General features: G+C 34.6%; 22 protein-coding genes. 10 read left to right on the forward strand and 12 right to left on the reverse strand.

The window, feature by feature from the left end:
- Nucleotides 1-188 precede the first annotated feature (188 nt).
- A complete protein-coding gene (locus BN349_RS15615; RefSeq protein WP_019243269.1) occupies nt 189-1025 on the reverse strand; it encodes a lipoate--protein ligase family protein in 837 nt (278 codons plus the stop codon).
- A gap of 121 nt (nt 1026-1146) precedes the next feature.
- Nucleotides 1147-2118 (reverse strand): phosphate acetyltransferase, encoded by a 972-nt coding sequence (gene pta, locus BN349_RS15620; protein ID WP_019243270.1) that lies wholly within the window; start codon nt 2116-2118, stop codon nt 1147-1149.
- Between the two features lie 264 nt (nt 2119-2382).
- Between pta and hemQ the strand changes: the two genes are divergently transcribed.
- The 3 genes from hemQ to gerQ all read left to right on the forward strand — a co-directional run bounded on the left by hemQ (nt 2383) and on the right by gerQ (nt 4504).
- Nucleotides 2383-3129 carry a hydrogen peroxide-dependent heme synthase gene (gene hemQ / locus BN349_RS15625; RefSeq protein ID WP_019243271.1) on the forward strand — a complete coding sequence of 249 codons (747 nt, stop codon included), beginning with the start codon at nt 2383-2385 and terminating at the stop codon, nt 3127-3129.
- A 241-nt stretch (nt 3130-3370) separates the two neighbouring features.
- Complete coding sequence (locus BN349_RS15630; RefSeq protein ID WP_019243272.1) at nt 3371-3802, forward strand: cell wall hydrolase; 432 nt, start codon at nt 3371-3373, stop codon at nt 3800-3802.
- 147 nt (nt 3803-3949) lie between these two features.
- Nucleotides 3950-4504, forward strand: a complete 555-nt coding sequence (gerQ, locus tag BN349_RS15635) for a spore coat protein GerQ (RefSeq protein ID WP_019243273.1) — start codon at nt 3950-3952, stop codon at nt 4502-4504.
- 90 nt (nt 4505-4594) lie between these two features.
- Here the strand turns inward: gerQ and BN349_RS15640 are convergent, their stop codons facing one another.
- The 5 genes from BN349_RS15640 to BN349_RS15665 form a co-directional block, all read right to left on the reverse strand.
- A complete protein-coding gene (locus BN349_RS15640) occupies nt 4595-4966 on the reverse strand; it encodes a DUF423 domain-containing protein (RefSeq protein ID WP_019243274.1) in 372 nt (123 codons plus the stop codon).
- Nucleotides 4967-5225: 259 nt separating this feature from the next.
- Complete coding sequence (locus tag BN349_RS15645) at nt 5226-6923, reverse strand: oleate hydratase (RefSeq protein WP_019243275.1); 1698 nt, start codon at nt 6921-6923, stop codon at nt 5226-5228.
- A gap of 119 nt (nt 6924-7042) precedes the next feature.
- A complete protein-coding gene (locus BN349_RS15650) occupies nt 7043-7591 on the reverse strand; it encodes a TetR/AcrR family transcriptional regulator C-terminal domain-containing protein (protein WP_019243276.1) in 549 nt (182 codons plus the stop codon).
- Nucleotides 7592-7751: 160 nt separating this feature from the next.
- Nucleotides 7752-8024 carry a DUF5327 family protein gene (locus BN349_RS15655; protein WP_019243277.1) on the reverse strand — a complete coding sequence of 91 codons (273 nt, stop codon included), beginning with the start codon at nt 8022-8024 and terminating at the stop codon, nt 7752-7754.
- Nucleotides 8025-8344: 320 nt separating this feature from the next.
- Complete coding sequence (locus BN349_RS15665; RefSeq protein ID WP_019243279.1) at nt 8345-9055, reverse strand: uracil-DNA glycosylase; 711 nt, start codon at nt 9053-9055, stop codon at nt 8345-8347.
- Nucleotides 9056-9239: 184 nt separating this feature from the next.
- Here BN349_RS15665 and BN349_RS15670 point away from each other — a divergent pair, with 184 nt between their 5' ends.
- From BN349_RS15670 to bshB2, 4 genes are all read left to right on the forward strand, one after another.
- The gene (locus BN349_RS15670; RefSeq protein WP_019243280.1) at nt 9240-9560 is read left to right on the forward strand and encodes a general stress protein; all 321 of its coding nucleotides are present in this window, start codon (nt 9240-9242) and stop codon (nt 9558-9560) included.
- A gap of 212 nt (nt 9561-9772) precedes the next feature.
- Nucleotides 9773-10597: a pyridoxine/pyridoxal/pyridoxamine kinase gene (gene pdxK, locus BN349_RS15675; protein ID WP_019243281.1), complete on the forward strand. Its 825-nt coding sequence runs from the start codon at nt 9773-9775 to the stop codon at nt 10595-10597.
- Between the two features lie 212 nt (nt 10598-10809).
- A complete protein-coding gene (locus BN349_RS15680) occupies nt 10810-11157 on the forward strand; it encodes a YojF family protein (protein ID WP_019243282.1) in 348 nt (115 codons plus the stop codon).
- 29 nt (nt 11158-11186) lie between these two features.
- Nucleotides 11187-11858 (forward strand): bacillithiol biosynthesis deacetylase BshB2, encoded by a 672-nt coding sequence (gene bshB2, locus BN349_RS15685; RefSeq protein WP_019243283.1) that lies wholly within the window; start codon nt 11187-11189, stop codon nt 11856-11858.
- A gap of 143 nt (nt 11859-12001) precedes the next feature.
- On the opposite strand, the gene BN349_RS15690 is transcribed toward bshB2, so the two are convergent.
- From BN349_RS15690 to BN349_RS15700, 3 genes are all read right to left on the reverse strand, one after another.
- Nucleotides 12002-13087: a PQQ-dependent sugar dehydrogenase gene (locus tag BN349_RS15690; RefSeq protein WP_019243284.1), complete on the reverse strand. Its 1086-nt coding sequence runs from the start codon at nt 13085-13087 to the stop codon at nt 12002-12004.
- Nucleotides 13088-13234: 147 nt separating this feature from the next.
- On the reverse strand, nt 13235-14098 hold the full coding sequence (locus BN349_RS15695) for a Cof-type HAD-IIB family hydrolase (RefSeq protein WP_019243285.1): 864 nt from the start codon (nt 14096-14098) through the stop codon (nt 13235-13237).
- Nucleotides 14099-14145: 47 nt separating this feature from the next.
- Nucleotides 14146-15042, reverse strand: coding sequence for an aldo/keto reductase (locus tag BN349_RS15700; RefSeq protein WP_019243286.1), 897 nt, complete (start codon nt 15040-15042; stop codon nt 14146-14148).
- Nucleotides 15043-15308: 266 nt separating this feature from the next.
- Between BN349_RS15700 and BN349_RS15705 the strand changes: the two genes are divergently transcribed.
- Nucleotides 15309-16655 (forward strand): YjiH family protein, encoded by a 1347-nt coding sequence (locus tag BN349_RS15705; protein ID WP_019243287.1) that lies wholly within the window; start codon nt 15309-15311, stop codon nt 16653-16655.
- Nucleotides 16656-16767: 112 nt separating this feature from the next.
- Here BN349_RS15705 and BN349_RS15710 read toward each other — a convergent pair whose 3' ends face one another.
- Together BN349_RS15710 and ybaK are read right to left on the reverse strand one after the other, a co-directional pair.
- Nucleotides 16768-17853: a PRK06851 family protein gene (locus tag BN349_RS15710; RefSeq protein WP_019243288.1), complete on the reverse strand. Its 1086-nt coding sequence runs from the start codon at nt 17851-17853 to the stop codon at nt 16768-16770.
- Between the two features lie 199 nt (nt 17854-18052).
- A complete protein-coding gene (ybaK, locus tag BN349_RS15715; RefSeq protein ID WP_019243289.1) occupies nt 18053-18529 on the reverse strand; it encodes a Cys-tRNA(Pro) deacylase in 477 nt (158 codons plus the stop codon).
- A gap of 545 nt (nt 18530-19074) precedes the next feature.
- Between ybaK and BN349_RS15720 the strand changes: the two genes are divergently transcribed.
- Both BN349_RS15720 and BN349_RS15725 read left to right on the forward strand, forming a co-directional pair.
- Nucleotides 19075-21267 carry a DNA topoisomerase III gene (locus tag BN349_RS15720; RefSeq protein WP_019243290.1) on the forward strand — a complete coding sequence of 731 codons (2193 nt, stop codon included), beginning with the start codon at nt 19075-19077 and terminating at the stop codon, nt 21265-21267.
- Nucleotides 21268-21473: 206 nt separating this feature from the next.
- The gene (locus BN349_RS15725; RefSeq protein ID WP_019243291.1) at nt 21474-23021 is read left to right on the forward strand and encodes an ABC-F family ATP-binding cassette domain-containing protein; all 1548 of its coding nucleotides are present in this window, start codon (nt 21474-21476) and stop codon (nt 23019-23021) included.
- Nucleotides 23022-23078: the final 57 nt, after the last annotated feature.

The following is a 23078-nucleotide window of genomic DNA, read 5'->3' on the forward strand; positions in this document are numbered from 1 at the left end:
TACGTTTAAATTATATAAAAATAGGAATTATTTTTTAGATTTTCTAGTAGTAAACTAAATTCATTAGAGGTTTAGTTTACTAGATATTCTCTTATGCGCCAATAATAAAAACCACTGTTTAAACAGTGGTTTTTTAAAAGCTGTGTGCTCATAGTGTTTTATATCAAAATTGTTTAGCTCTGCTATGATTAAAGATTCACTTTATTATTCCGTTCTTGCATACGTAATAAATAAGATTCGTAGCGATTTGCTTCCTCTTCTGTCAACTGAGAAGAATACATTGATTTGCTATGCTCTTTTAACGTTTGAAGAAGCAGCATGATTACATCTTGTATAGTTAAATTTGATCGCAATAATTCATTTAATGATGCCATTACATCAGGAACAATAGTAGGGTAAACGAATTTCGTTTCCTCATTTCCTTTAGCGATTGTATAAAACTCTTTAATCATTTTAGCACGTTCAGAACCACTGCCAGTCACACACAGATAAATTTGAACCGCTACTCCATTACGAATTCTTCGCTGTGAGATGCCTGCAAATTTCTTTCCATCTATACTTAAATCATAACTTCCTGGACAATAAGAACCGACTATTTCCTTAGCCTCAATCGTTACATTATAATCTTTAAACATGTAACGAATCAGTTCTACCATCGCATCGTAGCCTTTATTAATATCAATTCTGTTATCCATTTCTGTAAAGATAAGAGAAATGTTCAGTACACCTTCATCTAATACAACAGCTAAACCGCCCGAATTACGTACAATCACTCTTTGATTCGCTCGTTTTAAATAGGCAATCCCCTTCTCAAGAAAAGGTAATCGACTATCTTGTATTCCCAATACTACTGTATGATGATGAACCCATGTTCTAACAGTTGCAGGTGTTAGTCCTAAACCGGCAGAATGACACAAAGTATCATCTATCGCGAATGATTGTAAGGCAGAAAATGCCGAACCGAGCGACGTATGATCTATAATTCTCCACTTATTTTGTTTTAATAATGAATTGCATTCACTCATATTGTTATGTACCCCATTTATACAGTATAAACGAATAATCGGTGGGCAATGAAAAGATCCCACCGATTATAATTTCACGTTAAATCAATAACTCATTCGTTATTATTAAGATACACGGACTTTACATAGACTGTCCAGCTGTAATAAGCGCTAATTTATAAACATCTTCCTCATTACATCCGCGAGAAAGATCATTAACAGGTTGATTTAATCCTTGTAAAATCGGACCTACCGCTTCAAAATTACCTAAACGTTGTGCAATTTTATATCCAATATTACCTGCTTCTAAGCTTGGGAATACAAAAACATTAGCATCACCTTGAATGTCAGCTCCTGGAGCTTTTTGTGCTGCTACCGAAGGTACGAACGCAGCATCGAATTGGAATTCTCCATCCACAACAAAAGAACTATCCATTTCTTTTGCTATTTTTACTGCTTCTGATACCTTCTCAGTTTCTGGTGATTTTGCTGATCCTTTTGTAGAAAAGCTAAGCATTGCTACTTTTGGTTCAATATTAAACATTTTTGCTGTTTTAGCACTTTCGATAGCAATTTCAGCAAGGTCCTGACTATCTGGAGCAATATTGATTGCACAATCAGCAAATACGTACTTCTCATCTCCACGTACCATAATGAATACACCAGAAGTTTTTCGAATACCTTCTTTTGTTTTAATAATTTGAAGAGCTGGACGTACTGTATCGGCAGTTGAATGCACCGCACCACTAACTAAACCGTCTGCTTTATTAACATATACAAACATAGTCCCAAAATAGTTAGGATCAAGCAAAATATTAAATGCTTGCTCTTCTGTCACTTTCCCTTTACGACGCTCAACAAATGCCGCTACAAGTCCATCCATCTCACTATAATTTTCAGGATCATAAACTTCAACACCATCCAATTTAACCCCTAGTTTTTCAGCCTTTTGCTCAATGACTTCTTTTTTACCAACTAGTATAGGGATAATTAGATTTTCAGCTGCTAACCTACCAGCTGCTGCTAGAATTCTCTCATCAGTACCTTCTGGGAAAATAATTTTTTTATTTTGTCCTTGTACTGTATTTTTCAAAGATGTAAATAAATCACTCACTACAAAATCCTCCTTAATATCTATATAACAAGCATACTCTGTTGAGTGAAAAATTTCTATGAGAATAGAAGGAATTATATTGTTTTCTTTTGTTTTTTCTTTATTCATAATTATTTTTATATAATGTTTTTTTATAATTCAAACAAAAAGCAACACAAGTATTTATTACAATTACTTGTCTGTAAGCCTTATAAGCCGATTGTTACTATAAATTATGGTATAGTATTAGTGAAAAAATAGATGGTAATTTTAGGAGTGGTGAAAATGGGTGAAGCAGCAGTAACTCTTGATGGCTGGTATTGTTTACATGATTTTCGATCGATTGATTGGACAATTTGGAAAATGCTTTCAAGCGACGAAAGACAAGCAGCTATTTCTGAATTTTTATCCTTGGTAGAAAAATGGAATAAAACAGAATCCGAGAAAAAAGGTAGTCATGCTTTATACACAATTGTTGGACAAAAAGCAGATTTTATGATGATGATTTTACGTCCAACTATGGAAGAATTAAATGAAATTGAAACAGAATTTAATAAATCAAAATTAGCAGAGTATACAATTCCAACAAGCTCATACGTATCGGTAGTGGAATTAAGTAATTATTTACCTGAAAGTGAAGATCCATATCAAAATCCACAAATTATAGCTCGTTTATATCCTACACTTCCAAAAGCAAAACATGTTTGCTTTTACCCAATGGACAAGCGTCGTCAAGGTAATGATAACTGGTATATGCTTCCGATGGCTGAACGTCAAAGCTTAATGCGCTCACATGGTATGATTGGTCGCCAATATGCTGGAAAAGTTAAGCAAATCATAACCGGTTCAGTAGGATTTGATGATTACGAATGGGGTGTAACATTATTCGCAGATGATGTTCTTCAATTCAAAAAGCTTGTTTATGAAATGCGCTTCGACGAAGTTAGTGCCCGCTATGGCGAGTTTGGTTCCTTCTTCGTAGGTAATCTTTTAAAAGAAGATAAAGTAGCTGCTTTTCTTCATATTCAATAAGAAAAAACGGCAACGAGCCTTTTGGGTATAGGAATAGACAGTAGTCTAGTGAAAAACAAATAATCTTATTATATTTATAAAAACTCTTAGCGTAGTTGCTAAGAGTTTTTTTTTGGTATATTTTTTGGCTTATCTCATAAATATGAAATAGAAAAGCTTCCTTTTGTTTATGATTAGGTTTTGCATTTTACATGAAACGCTAACAACCACTTCAACAAGATTAGGCAGTGAGGTGAAATAAATGGCGGTTATTGCTGCTAACGAAGAAGATGTTAAATTGCTGGCTCGATTAATGAGGGCTGAAGCAGAGGGTGAAGGCGAGTTAGGAATGTTAATGGTTGGCAATGTAGGCGTCAACAGAGTAAAAGCTACCTGTCTAGATTTTAAAAATATTGATACGATGTCGAAAATGGTTTATCAAAACCCAGGAGGCTTTGAAGCAACACAAAAAGGATACTTTTATCAACGAGCTCGCCAAAAGGATATCGATTTAGCTAGGAAAGTCATTAAAGGTAATCGTTATCATCCTGCTTCTTATTCATTATGGTTTTTTCGTCCCGAAGGAGATTGCCCACCACAGTGGTATGGTCAAGCGAATAGCGGACGATATAAAGCTCATTGCTTTTTTGAACCGACTGGAGATGATTGTCCAAGCGTTTATCAAACGTTTTAGATTCACCTTTTGCTTAAATCACAAATGATTCTCATATGGAAATGAATTCTCATTATGTATTAAGACTACACATCAGAGAAAAATGTTTTTTCTCGTATGTTTCTTAAGCTTCATATTCTTAAATGTAAATAATGGAGGTTAGTTTGAATGAATGAAAACAGAGCAAATCCATATGCGAATTATGGATATCAAGCACAACCAACACCAACACCGTATTACGGAACCATGCAAGGCGCTCAGCCACAGCCGCAACAAGCCTATCAGCAACCACAACAACAGCAACCTTTCCAGCAACAGCAAATGCCATCACAACAACCAATGCAAACTTATCAAGGTGGCTTTTTAGAACCATCTGGGGGTGTTTTAGTACCAACCAAACAAAATGGAACGAGCAAAGCGCCTCAAATACCAGGCATGCTCCCACTCGAACAATCTTATATTGAAAATATCCTGCGATTGAATAAAGGAAAGCTAGCAACCGTATATATGACTTTTGAAAATAATACTGAGTGGAATGCCAAAATATTCAAAGGAATTATTGAAGCGGGTGGTAGAGATCATATCATCTTAAGTGATCCTCAAACCGGTCTTCGATACATTCTATTAATGGTATATCTAGATTACATTACTTTTGATGAAGAAATTGAATATGAATATCCATTTACCGGTGGACCTCAACTTGCCACATACCCTCCAAGATAAATGGCGAAAAAGGGGATGTCGGATAGAAGTGAATACTTTTATCTGGCGTCCCCTTTTTAAATGATTCTTAAAGCATCCTCTTCTAAACCATTAAGCATATTTATAAACAGCAATAATCATTAGCACCCAAGCTACTAAAAATGATACTCCACCAATTGGGGTAATCGCCCCTAGCATTTTAATTTGTGTAATACTTAGAATATAAAGACTTCCTGAGAATAATAGAATACCTGCAAACATTAACCAACCAGACCAATTAATAGATGTTTGAGGACCTACTTTTCCAGCTAGTAAACCTACTACTAATAAACCAAGCGCATGGAACATTTGATACATAACTGCTTTTTCCCATGTAATCATATATTTTGCAGGTATTCTTCCATCTAAAATGTGAGCTCCAAATGCACCTAACGCAACAGCTAAAAATGCATTTATAGCCCCTAAAATAATAAATAATTTCATTTAGCTTCCACTCCCCAGAATTTTAAATTTTAAAAAATTTAGTCATTTCTCATTAAATCACAAGTTGATTCTATTGGACAGTAAGAGGTATTCAGGACATAAATAATTCATATTTTTCCACTATACACTTCAAATGCTTTACAAACACCACCAATGATCATTCTTATACTAGATTTTATTGATTTACTTAGCCTTTACTCTTAGCAAAAAGAGAATCAGACAAAAAGAAAAGGATTCAGTAGAATCCTTTTCTCCATATTCATCTGAACATCGTCTTTGTAGCCTTTGCAATAACTTTAGGATCACGATGATATGGTGTTACAGGGCATATTTCTTTATCGATATCAAATAGTGTATATACAGCTATTCTTGCTGCTCGAACGGAATACTCTTCAGTAAACACCATATCTTGCGGTATTTCGACAAATTGACTAATCATGGCAAAGTTTGTACTACCATCAGGCACTACTTTTGGACGATCACTCATTTTACGAGGTTGGAATTGAGCATCAATAAACGGCATATAGCAAGGAATAACATTAATGACATCTTTCTTAATGTCCTCCCAATCGTCTGCCCATTTTAAATGGCATATTAATTCATATAGAATTTCTTCACCTGTACATTCTTTCATTGGTTTTTTTACATAGTCACCTATTCGATTTGGATATAAGCCATAACCCCAAAATATAGTTGTATTGGCATCTTGCGCTTTAAAGTGCGGTTGAGCAGCTACAACTGTGCTCATCAACCAATTTGAATCTTTGAATGTCATTAATGCTCCACTACCTGGAATATTTCCAGTAAAGCGTTCTATACGTTTTAATAATCTATCTCCACGACAAGTTACCGTAAAGCTCTGCCAATTTGTTTGATTCTCATGACCGAAGAAAGGTTCTGGATTACCAAGTTGCGGCTTTTTCTGAGCAATCTTATACCAAAGCTCACCAGAAATTGGTCGTTCTTCAGGTTGAGGTGCAGGAGTATGTAAATCACCTAGTGTTGCACTATCTGTCATACAAGCATTTGTCATAAATACAACATCCTCTTCTCCAAGGACGATTGTTTCTTCGTCGAACAAATGTAGAACTGTGGCTGTAATGCTATCCCCCTCTTTAAAATCGATATCTGTAACTACTTTATTAATTGTAAAATCGACATGATGACAATCCAAAAAGGCTTTAAGAGGTAAGATTAAGCTTTCATATTGATTATAACGTGTTCTTGTAACCCCTTCTAACGTATCTATTCGACTAAACTCTAGCATCATTCGATTCATATAACGTCTAAATTCAAACAAGCTACTCCATTTTTGAAAGGCAAAAGTGGTTTGCCACATAAACCAAAAGTTGGTTTCAAAAAAGTGTGAATCAAACCAATCTTGAATAGTCATATCATCTAACTTTTCTTCTGGAGTTGCTAATAAACGGGTCATCGCAAGTCGATCACTATTATTAAACCCCATGGAGTGTGCATCTATTATTTTACAATTTTTATCTACTAATCTTGCTTGTGCATGCGTTGGATGCAAATGATCAAAATTAAGGATTTCTTCTGTTACACTTTGCTCTGGCATCTCAAGCGAAGGAATACTACTAAACAGATCCCAGAAGTTTTCATATGTTTCTTCATTTAACATTCGTCCACCACGACAAACAAATCCTTTTTCTCCACTGCCTGCTCCGTCATTGCTACCACCTAGGATATCCATGCCTTCGATGATGTGGATATTTTCACCTTTAAAATGAGCATCACGTATTAAATAGGCTGCACCAGCCAGACTTGCAATCCCTCCACCAATAAAATAGACTTGTTTGTTTCCATAATTTCGAGATTGAATATCTTCATCTACGAGACGTTGTTTATTTTTATGTTTACGCTCATTCACTTTCTTAACAGCAAAAGCTGCTCCGATAGCTGTTCCCGCTGCAATGACTCCTATATCTCTTTTTTTCATGAATAATCCTCCTCCAAATTTGTTGTATAGGTACTATACCGCTTATTTGAAAAAGTAATCTAAACAGTTTATGTTATCTGTCAATTTTTTTGACAAATTGGAGGAATTGTCTAGTTAGTCTACAATTGTGAGACCAAAAATTGCGTATCTTTTGCAAGGCGAACCATTTGTTTAGCGATTTCTTCCGCCGATTCTGTATATTCGTCAAATATCCATTTCAAAAGTACTCCACTACACCCATACGAAAAAAAGCGAGAATAAAATTCTCGATCTTTCAAGCATACTTGATTATGTTCATCAAGACGCTCAAATAATTCATGAAATAATTTATTCGTCATCTCTGAAAAGCATCCCGTTAGAATGTTTTGATCAAATTTGACGGTAGTATGATAAAACGATCCATTTGTTTGTATTTGCTGTAGCATTTTTAAAACATGTTGATTCCAATTTTCTAGACTAATATCATCTGATAAATATAAAAGAGCATCTTGTCTATATATCCACTCTAGCAAATCATATTTATCTGTAAAATGATAATAAAATGTTTGACGTTTCAAGCCACATTTATTCGTTATATCAGCAATGCTTATTTTATCAAATCGTTTATGAGCACATAAATCAACAAGTGCCTGTGAAATAGCCTTTTTTGTAATCAGTGATTCCGTCATGGTTCAACCTACCTTTCTGTTCATCCTGATTTCTCATATCTTAAATAGCGTGTATATTATAGCATGGTATAAATATCAATCGGGCTCTTTGCTAGAACAATTAAAAAGCCTTACATCCAATAGATATAGATGTAAGGCTTTTGTATAACAACATGTTCACTTAAAAATCTAATAATGAAGTTCCATTGGCTTCTTCGATAGACATCGGCTTTTGCGAAGCTACTTCAGCCACAGATGCTTGGGGTGACATCGTTTGTCTTTGTGAAGAGACTACTTCGCTAATTGGTTGTATGGTCTCTTCTTCAGATAACAATTCACATAAAGCTTTTATGGCTGTTGCATAGCTTTTCTTTTGCTCTAAGGTTTCTGCTACTTTTGCTTTGTGAATTAATTCTTCCATTTTATTCAACACTTTATCGGATGAAATACTCATTCTATATACCTCTAGTGTAGTTTTTCCTTCATTCTAACATATTCAAGCTATCAATCAACAATCTCGATACACTATCGAAATTTCGGTTCATATTTCAAACAAGCTTGTCCAGAAGATTGTAATACTATTAAAGAAGGTATTTTAGTAGCTTTAAAATTAAAAGCCTTACAACCTTTAGGAGCGGTAACATCCCATGTTACAAAATAATGCTTACACTTTATGCAATTTACTTTCATTGGTCTAACCTTCATCTCCCTATTTGCATGGATATGTCTTTGTAGAAAAATGTTGTTTCACGTGAAACAATGTCGATTTATGATTCAAATCCATTTAATATAATCTTTAGATTGTTCAAATCCTTTGAATTTCAAAAAATCATCCTCATATTTCACGCTACACATCATTGGATGCCTACTTTCAAAAAATTCTCCTTGTTGAATATACTCTTTATTAGATATTGCTTCTTTTCCCCATAAAAACCATTTAATCTGAGGATTTTCTTTTGATATATAGGTTAAAACTTGTTTAGAAAAATGCTCCCATATTTTTTTGTGACTATTTGGTTTACCAATTTCACATGTAAAAGAAGTATTTAAAAACAACACCCCTTGCTCTTCTAAATAATCAAACCATTGATGTGGTGGTTTAATGGGAAAAGTTCCTGCTTTAATTTCCTTCTTTATCTCCTCATAGCTCTTTATTTCGTCGTAGTGATGAATATTATGATAATTTTTATGCAATAAACGAATGATATTCTTTAGCGATACTTGGCGAAAAGGGCCAACCCAACTTTCTAATCCTCCTACTTCAAAAGATCTTCCTGTAGCTGCTCCCTTCATTGGATAGACATCTTGACCTAACCAAACCACCTTTACTTTATGCAAATCCACTGATAGAAAGCGTAAAATATTATCTGGATTAATCGGATTATAGTTATCGCCAATTTCCCTTTCAATTTCTCTTATTTCTTGTATGATTTCTTCAGTTAAAAAAGGTTTCCAAGATGAATGCACGCTATCTAATATAATCATGTTATCCCCTAGCTTTCTCTTACATAGTCGTTATTTTTATTGTAGCTTTATTTGCAGTAGATGTAAGTTTTTTTGTATTTTTCAACATTTATATGTTTCAAACCTTATAAATGAGGTTATATAACGTATAACTTACAAACAACACAGATTCAACATAAATACCAAAAACCGAGGAGGAATATTTATGTATCAAGTACACGTTGTAGAAAATGGAGTTCAAGCAAAGGAAAAAATTGAGGTTTTAACTGCTACAGGTTATACAAAAGAGGACATTTATATTTTTGCTCACGATAAAGATCGTTCTAAACACCTTACTGAAATTACAGAAACTGAAAAGGTTGGGATTCAAGAACAAGGCGTTTTAGACAATCTCGGTAATATGTTTAGATCACGTGGCGATGAATTGCGCGCTAAGATGGAAAGTTTAGGACTAACAGAAAATGAAGCCAATAAATACGAGCAAGAATTGGATTTTGGTAAAGTAGTCGTCATTGCTGAAAAATAAGCTTATCCACTATTGCCCCCTCTTTTCTTTTTAAATAAAGCAATGCAGTGTCCATATGGACATCGCATTGCTTTTTTTTATATTTCCCTTAGCGTTACCGTTTTTTGAAAATTACATTTTTATTTCTTGTAAATAAAATTAAGGGTATTATAATCTAAAAGAGATCATGAAAATTATTTACATAGATTCACGTACTTATTAGGAGGGTTCACATGACAATGAAAAAAGCTTTAACAATTGCAGGTTCTGACTCTAGTGGCGGTGCAGGGATTCAAGCCGATCTCAAAACCTTTCAAGAACTAGGTGTTTATGGAATGACTGCATTAACAACAATTGTAGCCATGGATCCAAAGGACCATTGGCGTCATCAAGTTTTTCCACAAAATACTGATGTAGTTGAAGCTCAACTTGAAACCATTCTTTCAGTTGATGTTGACGCTCTTAAAACGGGTATGCTTGGCTCTGTTGAGATTATCGAGTTAGCTGCTAGAAAAATTAAAGAGTACGATATAAAGAAAGTAGTCATTGATCCTGTTATGGTGTGTAAAGGGGAAGATGAAGTTTTATTCCCTGAACATACAATAGCCTATAGAGAAGCCTTACTTCCTCTTGCGACTGTTACAACACCTAACTTATTCGAAGCATCCCAGCTAGCAGGTATGCAAACGATCACTACTGTTGATCAAATGAAAAAAGCTGCTGAAAAAATCCATGCACTAGGTGTCCAATATGTAGTGGTAAAAGGCGGAAGTAAGCTACATGGTATTGAAAAAGCAATCGACCTAGTATATGACGGAAAAGAACATACAATTATTGAAAATGATCTGATTCCAACTTCATATACTCACGGTGCGGGCTGTACCTTTGCTGCTGCTATTACAGCTGAATTAGCTAAAGGAGCTTCTGTTAAAGAAGCGATTTCTGTAGCTAAAGATTTTATCACCGAAGCGATTCGCCATTCTTGGAAATTAAACGAATATGTTGGTCCAACTATGCACGGAGCATATAAATTATATGGAGCTAACAAAAACAAATAACATCCTGTAATGTGTAAGGACTAATGTAGCAGTTAGTCCTTTTCTCTTTTTTATTTCACTTAAAAGGAAGCATTTGATTAATCTTTTTACTAAAAAAGAAGGTATTCTCTTCGCATTCTCTGCTTTCTTTTAGTAAGATAGTGTAAACAGATTATTTTGAAAGACATCATTCCATTCAAATATAATAATTCATTTAAAGAGGAGGAGCTGTTATGAAGCCAATCATACCGTCTGTTGTACAAGAAGCCATTGATTCTTTTCAACAAAAACATGTTTATGTACATCTAGAAACTACAAACGGAGCCTATGCTTCCCATTTCGGTGGAGGTACTTATTCAGCGGGAGCTTATATACGAAACGCTCTTGTTCAATATGACCACGGAAAAATAATGGGAGATGGACCTTATCGTGTTGGATTAAAGCTTCCTATAGGCTGGGTTTACGCGGAAGGATTAAATCATTATCAAATTGATGAACATAATCGATTACTTCTAGCTGGACTTGATGAGACTGGAAAGCTAGCTGTTGCTTTACAAATTAGTATGACTCCATTTGAATAATACATTAGACTAGAAAGGAGAGTTTCATTTTGAATCAGGAAAAACACGTACTTGTTGTATTTCCTCATCCCGATGATGAGGCATTTGGTGTATCTGGTACAATCGCGAGCTTTACACAAACAGGAACACCCGTAACTTATATTTGTTTAACTTTAGGTGAAATGGGAAGAAATTTAGGGATTCCACCCTTTGCGACACGTGAATCTCTTCCTTTAATTCGAAAAAAAGAGCTAAAAAAAGCTGCAGACGTAATGGGTATTTCTGATTTACGTATGATGGGTTTACGAGATAAAACAGTAGAATTTGAAGATGAAGAATTTCTCATTAATATAATCTCCTCAGCTATAAAAGAATTACAACCTACACTCGCTATTTCCTTCTACCCTGGTTATAGTGTTCATCCTGATCATGAAGCTACAGGAAGAGCTGTTGTAAAAGCTTTAGGTAGAATTGCAAAAGAAGACCGCCCTAAATTGTATGCTTGCGCCTTTGCACACAATAGCGAGGCAGATTTAGGGGCTCCAGATATTATTCATGATGTAAGTGCTTATCAAGATATTAAAATTGGAGCGATGAAAGCTCATAGTTCTCAAACACAATATATGATGGCTGAATGGGATCAGCTACTTAAACAAAAAGATCCAGCCATCCTAGAAAGAGTGAATACCGAAAAGTTCTGGACCTATAAATGGGAAGATTGATTTTATCATATAGAATGTATATCTTATAAAAGATTTGGAGATACTATAGATGTGATGAACTTTCCATAGTATCCCCTTTATTAGCCACTCCTAGATGAGTGGCTTTTTTTATATTCTTTTCGTTCAACCCATATACCGAAGTTTTAAGATGTTTCAGATAGCTTTATCATATATAATTTATCATCTTCTGGCTTAGGTACGCCTCTCCCATCTGTATTATTGGTTATAAAATACAAATAGTCTCCTTCAATGAAAACATCTCGAATTCGTCCAACACCTGTTACGACATTATGCATAACTTTCGATTGGATATCGAATCTTTTTACAGACTCCCCTCTTAGCATTGCTATATAAAGATTTTTTTTATAATAAGCTATTCCAGAAGGAGCCCATGTATCCTTTCCTGAATGTATAAGTGGATTTTGCATGTTTGTTTTTGCTTCATCTCCTTTTATAATAGGCCATCCATAATTATTACCTGGTGTAATAAGATTAATTTCATCATGAGCCGAAGGTCCATGTTCACTACTATAAAGCTGACCGTTTTCATTCCATACAAGTCCTTGTGAGTTTCTATGTCCATAGCTATATACATAAGAATTAGGAAAAGGATTATCTTCTGGTATTGTGCCATCTAGCTTCATTCGAAGAATTTTCCCATTTAAAGAGCTTATATTTTGTGCTCGCTCTTCGTTCAAAGCATCTCCAACTGTGATATACAACTTATGATCATGACCTATTTTCATACGCCCTCCATGATGATATTGCCCACTTGGAATTTTATCTAATAAAGTTCTTATTTCTTTCCATCTATGATTTTCTCTCTTTAAAACAATTATTCGGTTAAACGATTCTCCTTCTTGATCATACGTATAATAGGCAAAAGCTTGTTGAGATTGCTTAAAATCAGAGCTTAACACAAAACCTAAAAGACCTGCTTCTGGTTGTGATGATAATACTTTCTTTAGCAATATATTTTCTCGATGACTTTTTCCATTCTCAATCACAGCAATCGTACCATTACGTTCACTAATGTAAAACGTATCTTCTTCCTTTTGAATGGACCATGGAATATCTAGTTTTTCTGCTACTACTGTCATTTCATCTAACGGCTTGCTAGTGGTTTCCGTATCTGTTATTCCTTGATCTTTTGATTCTGTTTCTGCCTTATTACAACCAACCAATATCAAGATAAGAAAAAACATTAAACATTGCTTCGATAAATTCATTACCATTCCCCTTTGTTATTTTTTAAAACCTAGATGTCTGACCCAACTCTTTACTAGCTGGTCGATAAAATTAAAAAAGAAACACCAGTAAGAGTGCCTAGTTCCTTTGAGCTCTCACTGATGTTTCTTGACTTTGTCACTTATTGCTTATTTATTGGAAATCGCTTTAAGAATAGCATGTGCTACGCCATCTTCAGCGTTTGTTAATGTAACTTCATCACAAAATTCCTGAATGTCTAATGGTGCATTTCCCATCGCTACAGCTTTTCCTGCTTTTTCAAACATTGACCAATCATTATAACTATCTCCAATAGCCATTGTTTCGCTTAATGAAATGTTCTTTTCAGCAACAAACTTTTCTAGCGCTTCACCTTTTTGCGCATCAAAGCTAGTTATTTCCAGATTTCCTACTCCAGATGAACTAACAACTAAAGTTGTTGTTGACTTTATTTCTTCACCAGATTTTCCAAGCTGATTAAGCTCATGAGAAAATGCTAACATTTTGTACAATTCTACTTCGTCATCATTGATAAGTTCTTCATAATTGTCAATTTCATGAATATGACCCATTTCGAAATGTTCATTTACTTGCTTTTCCAAATTGGCTGGATCTTCGTTTGGAAAGGCTGACTTTAAAATATCCATTATAATGGCGATTGAAACACTACGTTTTTTCGTAAATCGACCTTTACTTGTAAATAACTCAAAATAAATAGAAGCATCCTCTAAAATTTTTTGAGCTTTGCTAACATCACTTTTCAGCATTGGATTAGATGCTATTTTCTCTCCCTTTTCATTCCAAATTACAGCACCATTTATAGAAATAAGGGAACATGTAATATTCGCTTCATCTAATGCATGACGAGCTTCAATGTATGGGCGACCTGTTGCTACAACCACTTCTACACCTTGCTCCTGTGCACGCTTAAACGCCTGTTCATTCGCCTGACTCACTTTTTCATTTTTATTTAACAACGTTCCATCCATATCTATTGCTATACATTTAATCACTTATAACACATCCTATTTCTTATGATTAACTAATCTGCTTTTTATACTTAATCAACGTTTTTGCCTCTTGATGCAACCCAAATTTCATACCATTGTTCCCTATTCATCCTTAAATCTAGCGCATTAACAGCATTTTTAATGCGTTCTATTTTTCCTGAACCAACTATTGGCATAATATCTGCTGGATGCATCAATAACCAAGCATAAACTACTTGATCGATACTGTCTGCTCCAATTTCATCTGCAATTTTATGTAATACTTTTCGGACACGAAGGGATCTTTCATCTTCACTATGGAAAACGGCTCCTCCCGCTAATGGAGACCATGCCATTGGTGGCATCTTTCTTTCAATTGCTTGATCAAGCGTTCCATTTTCGAATTGATCTCTTACTAATGGCGATAATTCAACTTGATTCGTTACAAGTGGGTACGGTAAAAAAGCTTGTAGCATACTTACTTGCGAAGGAGAATAATTAGATACACCAAAGTGCTTTACTTTCCCTTGTTTTTGTAAAAGACTAAAAGCTTCTGCTACTTCTTCAGGATTTGTTAACACATCTGGTCTATGAATTAATAATACATCAATATAATCCGTTTGAAGATTATGAAGTGACGTTTCTACGCTAGAAATAATATGCTCCTTACTGCTATCATAATGATTTAATAATACATCTTCTCTACTTGTTAATTTAATTCCGCATTTCGTGACAATCTCCAATTTTTCTCTTATTTCTGGTTTTAATGCTAATGCATTTCCCAAGCCAGCCTCACATGAATAATTGCCATATATATCTGCTGTATCAATTGTTGTAATGCCTAAATCTAAGCACTCTTCTAGTAATTGTAGTACCTGTTGATTACTATAACCCCAATCCATTAGCCTCCAATGTCCATGAATAATTCTTGAAAATTCAAGGTCATCAGCCATTTTTATTCTTTCCATAAAAACGCCTCTCTTACTTTTTATTATGCCTAAATAATAAATAACCCTAGCAAAGTTATTATACACATTAAAAATATACTTGTCTTATATACATATTAAATAAGAAATAACGACATAATGTTTTACATAAAAGATAAAACATTTACTAATAACATTTCCGAATAATCATCGAAAAATTATTTTAAAATACTAATAGATTTTTTAATTATTATGCATTAAAATGTATATATATTAATTATCTATATCATTTATTTAAGGGGAACAAGATGAAAAGCACATATAAATTTTCTTCTATATTACTATTTATAATTCCTTCTCTTATTGGAATTTTATTATTCATTACGCCTGTTTCCTATAAAGGAAATATCACCATTCCAATCGCTATCCTCTCTAGTACTTTCAAAGACATATTGGGTGATTCGATTCCGTACATTATGACGATTATTATTATACTTGCTGTTATTGGTACTGTAGCCGCTAAGTATTTTAATATACCTTTTTTAAAGAAAAGTCCTTTTTTTATTTCTTTATTTGAAGTGAACTTATTCTGGTTTATTACAAGAATTATTGGAGCCATTTTCGCTCTTTGTGTCCTTTTCAAAATCGGCCCTGAATGGATTTGGTCTGAAGACACTGGTGGCACATTACTATTTAGTCTATTACCTACTTTATTTACAGTATTCTTCTTTGCAGGTTTATTATTACCTCTATTACTCAACTTTGGATTATTAGAGCTATTTGGAGCTTTATTAATGAAAGTAATGCGTCCTCTCTTTAAACTTCCTGGACGCTCTTCTATCGGTTGTGCAGCTTCTTGGTTAGGAGATGGAACAATCGGAGTATTATTAACGAGTAAGCAATATGAGGAAGGCTACTATACAAAAAGAGAAGCGGCTATTATTGGAACTACATTCTCAGTCGTTTCTATAACATTCAGCTTAGTAATTATTTCTCAAGTAGATTTAGAGTATCTTTTTATTCCATTTTATTTAACTGTATTATTATCCGGCTTAGTAGCAGCTATTATTATGCCAAGAATTCCACCATTATCTAGAAAACCTGATACGTACCATGTGAATAATCATCATGATGATGAAGAAGTTACTCCAGAAGGCTATAATCCACTAACATGGGGTATTAAGCTTGCTGTGGAACGTGCTGAGAAAAACAAAAATATAAAAGATTTTCTAGTGGATGGAGGACGAAATGTTCTAGATCTATGGATGGGAGTTGCACCAGTTGTAATGGCAATGGGTACACTTGCCTTAATTATCGCAACATATACTCCAGTCTTTCAATGGCTCGGCATCCCATTTATCCCTATATTAGAAATGCTACAGATTCCGGAAGCAACAGCTGCTTCGCAAACGATCTTAATTGGTTTTGCTGATATGTTTTTACCATCTGTACTAGCTTCTGGAATTGAAAGTGATCTAACTCGCTTTGTGATAGCTACTTTATCAGTAACTCAACTTATTTACATGTCCGAGGTTGGTGGCCTATTATTAGGTTCAAAGATTCCAGTAAACTTTAAAGATCTCGTTGTTATTTTCTTATTACGTACGGTGATAACATTGCCAATCATAGTAGGTATCGCACATCTTATTTTTTAATTTAGTTATCTCTTTAATCCACCCAAACAGCGCCTTTCCGTTATCTTTAGACAGTCAATACCCCTTCTCCAACTCATTTTATGGATTCGGAGAAGGGGTATTTTTTCATTTGCTATTCCTCGATGGCATCCACAATAGCTTCTTCAATAGATTTCATTTTCCGCAAATCTATACAGGAACAATATATTTTTTCAATTTCATTCCCCAACGATTTCCCTAAAGCTAAGTGCGCAGTTGCTTCATTCATTTTAGCCCGATAGCGTTGTGCCACGTTTTCGATATCTAGACTATAGTCCTCATCTGTATTAGGGGTTATACAGCGTTCATAAACATCTATTATTCGATCTCCATTACGAGTTGGAAAATACTCATGAGGAGCTGTACTATCAAAAATAGCAAAATCCAACTCTCGAACAATAACCATATCTAAACTATGTGGATCAAAACCACAATGATAGATTTCAACAGTATATCCTCTTTCTTCTGCTTGTTCAGCAATCTTTTTTAACATTGTTGATTTTCCAGAACCAGGGCGTCCTTTTACAAAATATCGATTATGAATATCAGCTGTCAGATTGGGGACAAAATCAATCGCACCTTTAGGAGTTGCCGCACCTAAATAACGATGGTATACCTTACTCGTACCATGCTTTAAAAAACGATTTTCAAATAAAAGACCTATCAACTCATCTGTCAGATCATTTGCTTTATCGAAATCCATGTTGTCGATAAAGATCGCTTCCCACTCGTCATGAATACTTAACGCTTCCGCAAAAGTATCATAGGCTAATTGATTAGCTTGTAATCTTTTATTTGATAGCGACTCAATCATTTCCTTTTGTGATACGATTGACTTCATATCCTTTGCTTCCCCTAAGCTTATATATACTTCTTTAGCTTGTAATCCATTTAAATCTTTAGCTTGTAATCCATTTTCAGATACAATGCCTACCGCTAATTCCTTAATAATTAGTCCTTCTAATACATCATGATTCGATGCACTATGAATATATTCCAACGAATAATCTTGATTTTCATACCTCCGTCCTATTTCTTTCATCAAATTAGATTTACTAGTATCTGGTGCTCCAATTAATATAAAAAGCTTTTGCAAATCAACTAAATTTGATTGATAAAGACTATGAAAACCTCTTGCTGTATTCCCCGCCGCAAAATAATGAAGTATACGCTCCTTCAATACCAAGCACTCCTTTTTTCAAAGATATATATCCTCTCACATCAATATATGAGCGCTCACTTTTTTAGGTGAATGCCTAATAAGAAAAAACGACACCGGTCCTTTTGGGTAATCCCCATATTCTTTAGAACTATTTAAAAAAGTTCAACATCATAAAAAAGAGGCTGTTTCTTTTCGAAACAGCCTCCCACTTCATTCCTTAATGAACAATATCAACGAATTTTGCTATAAGAATATGAGCTAATTGTTCCGCTTCTATTTCAATTTGCATACCTATTTTACCACCACTAACAATAATGGTTTCCTGACCTAAGGCATCTTCTTGAATAAAAGTTGGATATTTTTTGCTCATACCAACCGGAGAGCAACCTCCTCTAATATATCCAGTTAATTTTTGAATATCCTTTACTGCTACCATTTCAACCTTCTTTTCACCGGCTACTGAAGCTGCTTTTTTCAAATTTAATTCTTCTTCCACAGGGATTACAAATACATATACATTTTTACTAGTCCCCTGCGCAACTAAGGTTTTATAAACGATTTCTGGATTTCTCCCAATCTTATTAGCAACAGATACCCCATCAATTTTTCCATCTTTCACTTCATAGGACATCATTTCATAGGGAATTTTAGCACTATCTAAAATCCGCATTGCATTTGTTTTACCTTTTGCCATGACATGCAATCCTCCTCTTATTGATTCAGCTTTAGTTAAATCTAGATATTGGATAAAACTAACTTTTCTCTCTGTTCATCTCTTGGTTACGATAACCTTTTACTCTTTAAACCTCTACTTATGTATACATATAACCAAAACCAAAGTAAAAAACAAACCATGCTAATTGCTTCTAATCAATTAAAATTATAATACTAAAAACGTATGAATTATATAATCCATGAGTGGAATTATTCATACTAAGATTATGGTGGATAGAACAGTTATAAGTATTTCCATTTCTTCGTCTGCTTACGAGTATGATTTATTGTATGCGCCATGACAGAACCACCAAAAATATTCAAAAAAGCATTAGATGAAGTTGTCAATCAAGCTATTAAATAAGCTATCTCCTCTTGCAACAAGAAATACTATATAAAAATAATTGTTCACCAATTACTGGCTTCCATATATAGTTTTGATGCTAACTAGAAGTCGATAAGTCATTTCCTCATTGAAACTATGGTATATTAAACGGTACATAGCTAGTAAAGGAGTTCGAAAAAATGGCAAAAAGTGTAGTAATTGCTGAGAAACCTTCTGTTGCACGAGATATTGCAAATGTTTTGAAATGTACAAAGAAAGGAAATGGATTTTTAGAGGGTAATAACTATATCATCACTTGGGCGCTAGGACATTTAGTAACACTAGCGGATCCTGAAGTATATGATAATAAATATAAAACATGGAATTTAGAAGACCTTCCAATGCTTCCAGAACGCATGAAATTAGTTGTCATGAAACAAACTGGAAAGCAGTTCAATGCTGTAAAGGCACAATTAAATCGCAGTGATGTAAATGAAATAATTATAGCTACTGATGCAGGACGCGAAGGAGAATTAGTTGCACGTTGGATAATTGATAAAGCGAAAGTTCACAAACCTATCAAGCGACTGTGGATTTCTTCTGTAACAGATAAAGCTATTAAGGATGGATTTAATAATTTAAAACCTGGAAAAGCCTATGAAAACCTATATGCTTCAGCGGTAGCACGTTCAGAAGCTGATTGGTATATCGGTTTAAATGCAACTCGTGCCTTAACAACAAAATTTAATGCTCAATTAAACTGCGGACGTGTGCAAACACCTACAGTCGCAATGGTTGCAGCCCGTGAAAATGAAATTAAGAATTTCAAACCTGTAACGTATTATGGAATTGAGGCTCAAACAGAAGGACTTAAACTAACTTGGCAAGACGCAAATGGTAATAGCCGTAGTTTTAATAAAGAAAAAGTCGATGCAATCGTAAAATCACTTGGACGTAAAGATGCGATTATTGTTTCTGTTGATCGAAAAGCAAAGAAATCATTCTCGCCTGCTCTATATGATTTAACTGAGTTACAGCGGGACGCCAATAAAATTTTTGGTTATTCTGCTAAAGAAACACTAAATATCATGCAAAAACTGTATGAACAACATAAAGTGCTAACATATCCTCGTACAGACTCACGTTATTTATCTTCAGACATTGTTAGTACACTTCCTGAACGTTTAAAAGCATGCGGTATAGGGGAATACCGTTCTCTTGCTAATAAAGTATTAACAAAGCCGATTAAAGCAACAAAAGCCTTTGTAGATGATAGAAAAGTCAGTGATCACCATGCTATCATTCCAACGGAAGGCTATGTGAACTTCTCAGCTTTTACAGATAAAGAACGTAAAATTTATGATCTGGTCGTAAAGCGTTTCTTAGCTGTACTATACCCTGCTTTTGAATACGAGCAGTTAATAATACAAGCAAAAGTCGGTGATGAAAAGTTCATCGCTAAAGGCAAATCAGTAAAAAATGCTGGGTGGAAAGAAGTATATGAAAACCGTTTCGATGATGAGGAATCAACGGATGATGTAAAAGAGCAATTATTACCTCATCTTGAAAAAGATGAAGTCTTAAAAACAAAATTAATCGCTCAAACTTCAGGGCAAACAAAGCCACCTGCGCGATTTACAGAAGCTACTTTACTATCGGCAATGGAAAATCCTACAAAGTACATGGAAACGAATGACAAAAAGTTGGCAGATACATTAAAATCCACTGGTGGGCTTGGTACAGTGGCCACTCGTGCTGATATTATTGATAAATTATTTAATTCGTTCTTAATCGAAAAACGTGGTGGAAAAGAAATCTATATAACCTCTAAAGGACGCCAGTTACTTGATTTAGTACCAGAAGAATTACGTTCCCCTGCAACAACAGCCGAATGGGAGCAAAAGCTTGAACTCATTGCGAAAGGTAAGCTAAAAAAAGATGTTTTCATTAATGAAATGAAAAAACATACTAAAGAAATTGTGTCCGAAATTAAAGCAAGCAATAAAAAATATAAGCACGATAATATCTCAACAAAATCTTGTCCTGATTGTGGTAAGCCAATGCTTGAGGTTAATGGAAAAAAAGGAAAAATGCTTGTTTGCCAAGACCGTGAATGTGGTCATCGAAAAAATGTATCACGTGTGACAAATGCTCGTTGTCCGCAGTGTAGAAAGAAAATGGAATTACGTGGTGAAGGAAAAGGACAAATCTTCGCATGTAAATGTGGGTATCGTGAAAAACTATCTGCTTTTGAAGCAAGACGTAAAAATGAATCTAGAGGAAAAGTGGATAAGCGAACCGTTCAGAAGTATTTAAAACAACAAGAAAAAGAGGCTGAACCAATAAATAATCCCTTTGCTGATTTATTAAAAGGAATGAAATTTGATAAATAAAATAATTTAAGATGAATGAAAAACTCCTTTCCACTATAGGAAAGGAGTTTTTCATTCTCAATTCTCCAAGCATCATATAAAAAGTATTTCCATAATTTTATCCTAATTAAAATCGACTACTGTCGTTTTTCACTTTACATCGATTTATAAACTCGAATACAATAATACAATATGTGCAACGATAATTTCAGGAGTTGAAAAAATAAATGAGCTTGTTAAATGTAGAAAAATTGACTCATAGTTTTGGCGATCGAATGCTATTTAAAGAAGTTTCTTTTCAATTAAATAATGAACATGTTGGTCTTGTAGGTGCGAACGGTGTAGGAAAATCAACAATGATGAACATCATTACTGGTCAAACAATGTATGATAGCGGTAAAGTCCAATGGACACCGGGTGTAGTTTATGGCTACTTAGATCAACATACAAATCTTACACCAGGTAAAACAATACGAAATGTTTTACAAGAAGCTTTCAAAGACCTTTTTGATGTGGAAGCGGAATTAAACGAAGTAACAGGTAAGATGGGAGAAGCATCTCCAGAAGAATTAGAAGAATTGCTAGAAAGAATGGCTGAACTTCAAGATAAATTGGATGCAGGTGGTTTTTATTCACTTGATTTAAAAATTGAAGATGCCGCACGAGGACTTGGTTTAGATGCAATCGGTTTAGATCGAGACGTCTCTGCACTAAGTGGCGGTCAGCGTACAAAAGTTTTATTAACAAAATTATTGCTTGAACAACCTCAAGTTCTTCTTCTTGATGAGCCTACCAACTATTTAGATGAAGAACATATTACATGGTTAACGAAATATTTAAAAGAATATCCTCATGCTTTTATATTAATTTCACATGATACGGAGTTTATGAATGCTGCAACGGATGTTATCTTTCATTTAGAATTTGCTAAGTTAACTCGCTATACAGCTACTTATGAAAAGTTTTTGGAGTTAGCTGAGCTTCATAAAAATCAACATATTAACGCGTATGAAAAGCAAAAGGAATACATTAAAAAGCAAGAAGAATTTATTGCTAAAAATAAGGCCCGTTTCTCAACGACTGGCCGTGCAAAAAGCCGTCAAAAACAACTTGATCGTATGGAACGAATTGATCGACCGGAAACAGCTGCCAAACCAACATTTGAATTCAAAGAGGCTCGTGGAAGCAGTCGCTGGGTATTCGAAGGAAAAGATTTTGAAATCGGTTATGACCATCCTCTTCTACCCAAAATGTCGATGACTATCGAACGTGGAGATAAAATTGCGATTGTCGGCTGCAATGGTGTTGGGAAATCCACTTTACTTAAAACCATTCTTGGTGTTATTCCTCCGCTGAGTGGTGATATTTCACGTGGTGACTTCTTATATCCTGTCTATTTCGAACAAGAAGTAAAAGCTGGCAATATTACACCGATTGAAGACGTGTGGAATGCTTATCCTGGCATGGATCAACATCAAGTACGAGCTGCCCTTGCACGCTGTGGTTTAAAAAATGAACATATCTCTCGTCCACTTAACCAACTGAGTGGTGGAGAACAAGCAAAAGTTCGACTATGTAAATTGCTAATGGAAGAAAGCAATTGGGTTTTATTTGACGAACCAACTAATCACTTAGATGTTGATGCCAAACAAGAACTTCAACGTGCTTTAAAAGCATACAAAGGTACGGTTGTCCTCGTATCTCATGAACCTGATTTCTATAAAGATTGGGTAACAAAAGTTTGGGATGTTGAAGGTTGGTCTCATAATAAGTAATTACGTTGATTTTTTTAAATATAGAAGAGCCCTAATAAATCGAGGTCCTTTAGAGGC

It is taken from the genome of Bacillus sp. AP8, from assembly GCF_000321185.1.
In the GTDB taxonomy this organism is placed as follows: Bacteria; Bacillota; Bacilli; order Bacillales; family DSM-1321; genus Bacillus_AD; species Bacillus_AD massilioanorexius.

Coding starts and splice junctions, on each gene's coding strand:
- BN349_RS15615 (WP_019243269.1), bottom strand. CDS start 1,025: ATGAGTGAATGCAATTCATTATTAAAACAAAATAAGTGGAGAATTATA.
- hemQ (WP_019243271.1), top strand. CDS start 2,383: ATGGGTGAAGCAGCAGTAACTCTTGATGGCTGGTATTGTTTACATGAT.
- BN349_RS15630 (WP_019243272.1), top strand. CDS start 3,371: ATGGCGGTTATTGCTGCTAACGAAGAAGATGTTAAATTGCTGGCTCGA.
- gerQ (WP_019243273.1), top strand. CDS start 3,950: ATGAATGAAAACAGAGCAAATCCATATGCGAATTATGGATATCAAGCA.
- BN349_RS15640 (WP_019243274.1), bottom strand. CDS start 4,966: ATGAAATTATTTATTATTTTAGGGGCTATAAATGCATTTTTAGCTGTT.
- BN349_RS15645 (WP_019243275.1), bottom strand. CDS start 6,923: ATGAAAAAAAGAGATATAGGAGTCATTGCAGCGGGAACAGCTATCGGA.
- BN349_RS15650 (WP_019243276.1), bottom strand. CDS start 7,591: ATGACGGAATCACTGATTACAAAAAAGGCTATTTCACAGGCACTTGTT.
- BN349_RS15655 (WP_019243277.1), bottom strand. CDS start 8,024: ATGAGTATTTCATCCGATAAAGTGTTGAATAAAATGGAAGAATTAATT.
- BN349_RS15665 (WP_019243279.1), bottom strand. CDS start 9,055: ATGATTATATTAGATAGCGTGCATTCATCTTGGAAACCTTTTTTAACT.
- BN349_RS15670 (WP_019243280.1), top strand. CDS start 9,240: ATGTATCAAGTACACGTTGTAGAAAATGGAGTTCAAGCAAAGGAAAAA.
- pdxK (WP_019243281.1), top strand. CDS start 9,773: ATGACAATGAAAAAAGCTTTAACAATTGCAGGTTCTGACTCTAGTGGC.
- BN349_RS15680 (WP_019243282.1), top strand. CDS start 10,810: ATGAAGCCAATCATACCGTCTGTTGTACAAGAAGCCATTGATTCTTTT.
- BN349_RS15690 (WP_019243284.1), bottom strand. CDS start 13,087: ATGAATTTATCGAAGCAATGTTTAATGTTTTTTCTTATCTTGATATTG.
- BN349_RS15700 (WP_019243286.1), bottom strand. CDS start 15,042: ATGGAAAGAATAAAAATGGCTGATGACCTTGAATTTTCAAGAATTATT.
- BN349_RS15705 (WP_019243287.1), top strand. CDS start 15,309: ATGAAAAGCACATATAAATTTTCTTCTATATTACTATTTATAATTCCT.
- ybaK (WP_019243289.1), bottom strand. CDS start 18,529: ATGGCAAAAGGTAAAACAAATGCAATGCGGATTTTAGATAGTGCTAAA.
- BN349_RS15720 (WP_019243290.1), top strand. CDS start 19,075: ATGGCAAAAAGTGTAGTAATTGCTGAGAAACCTTCTGTTGCACGAGAT.
- BN349_RS15725 (WP_019243291.1), top strand. CDS start 21,474: ATGAGCTTGTTAAATGTAGAAAAATTGACTCATAGTTTTGGCGATCGA.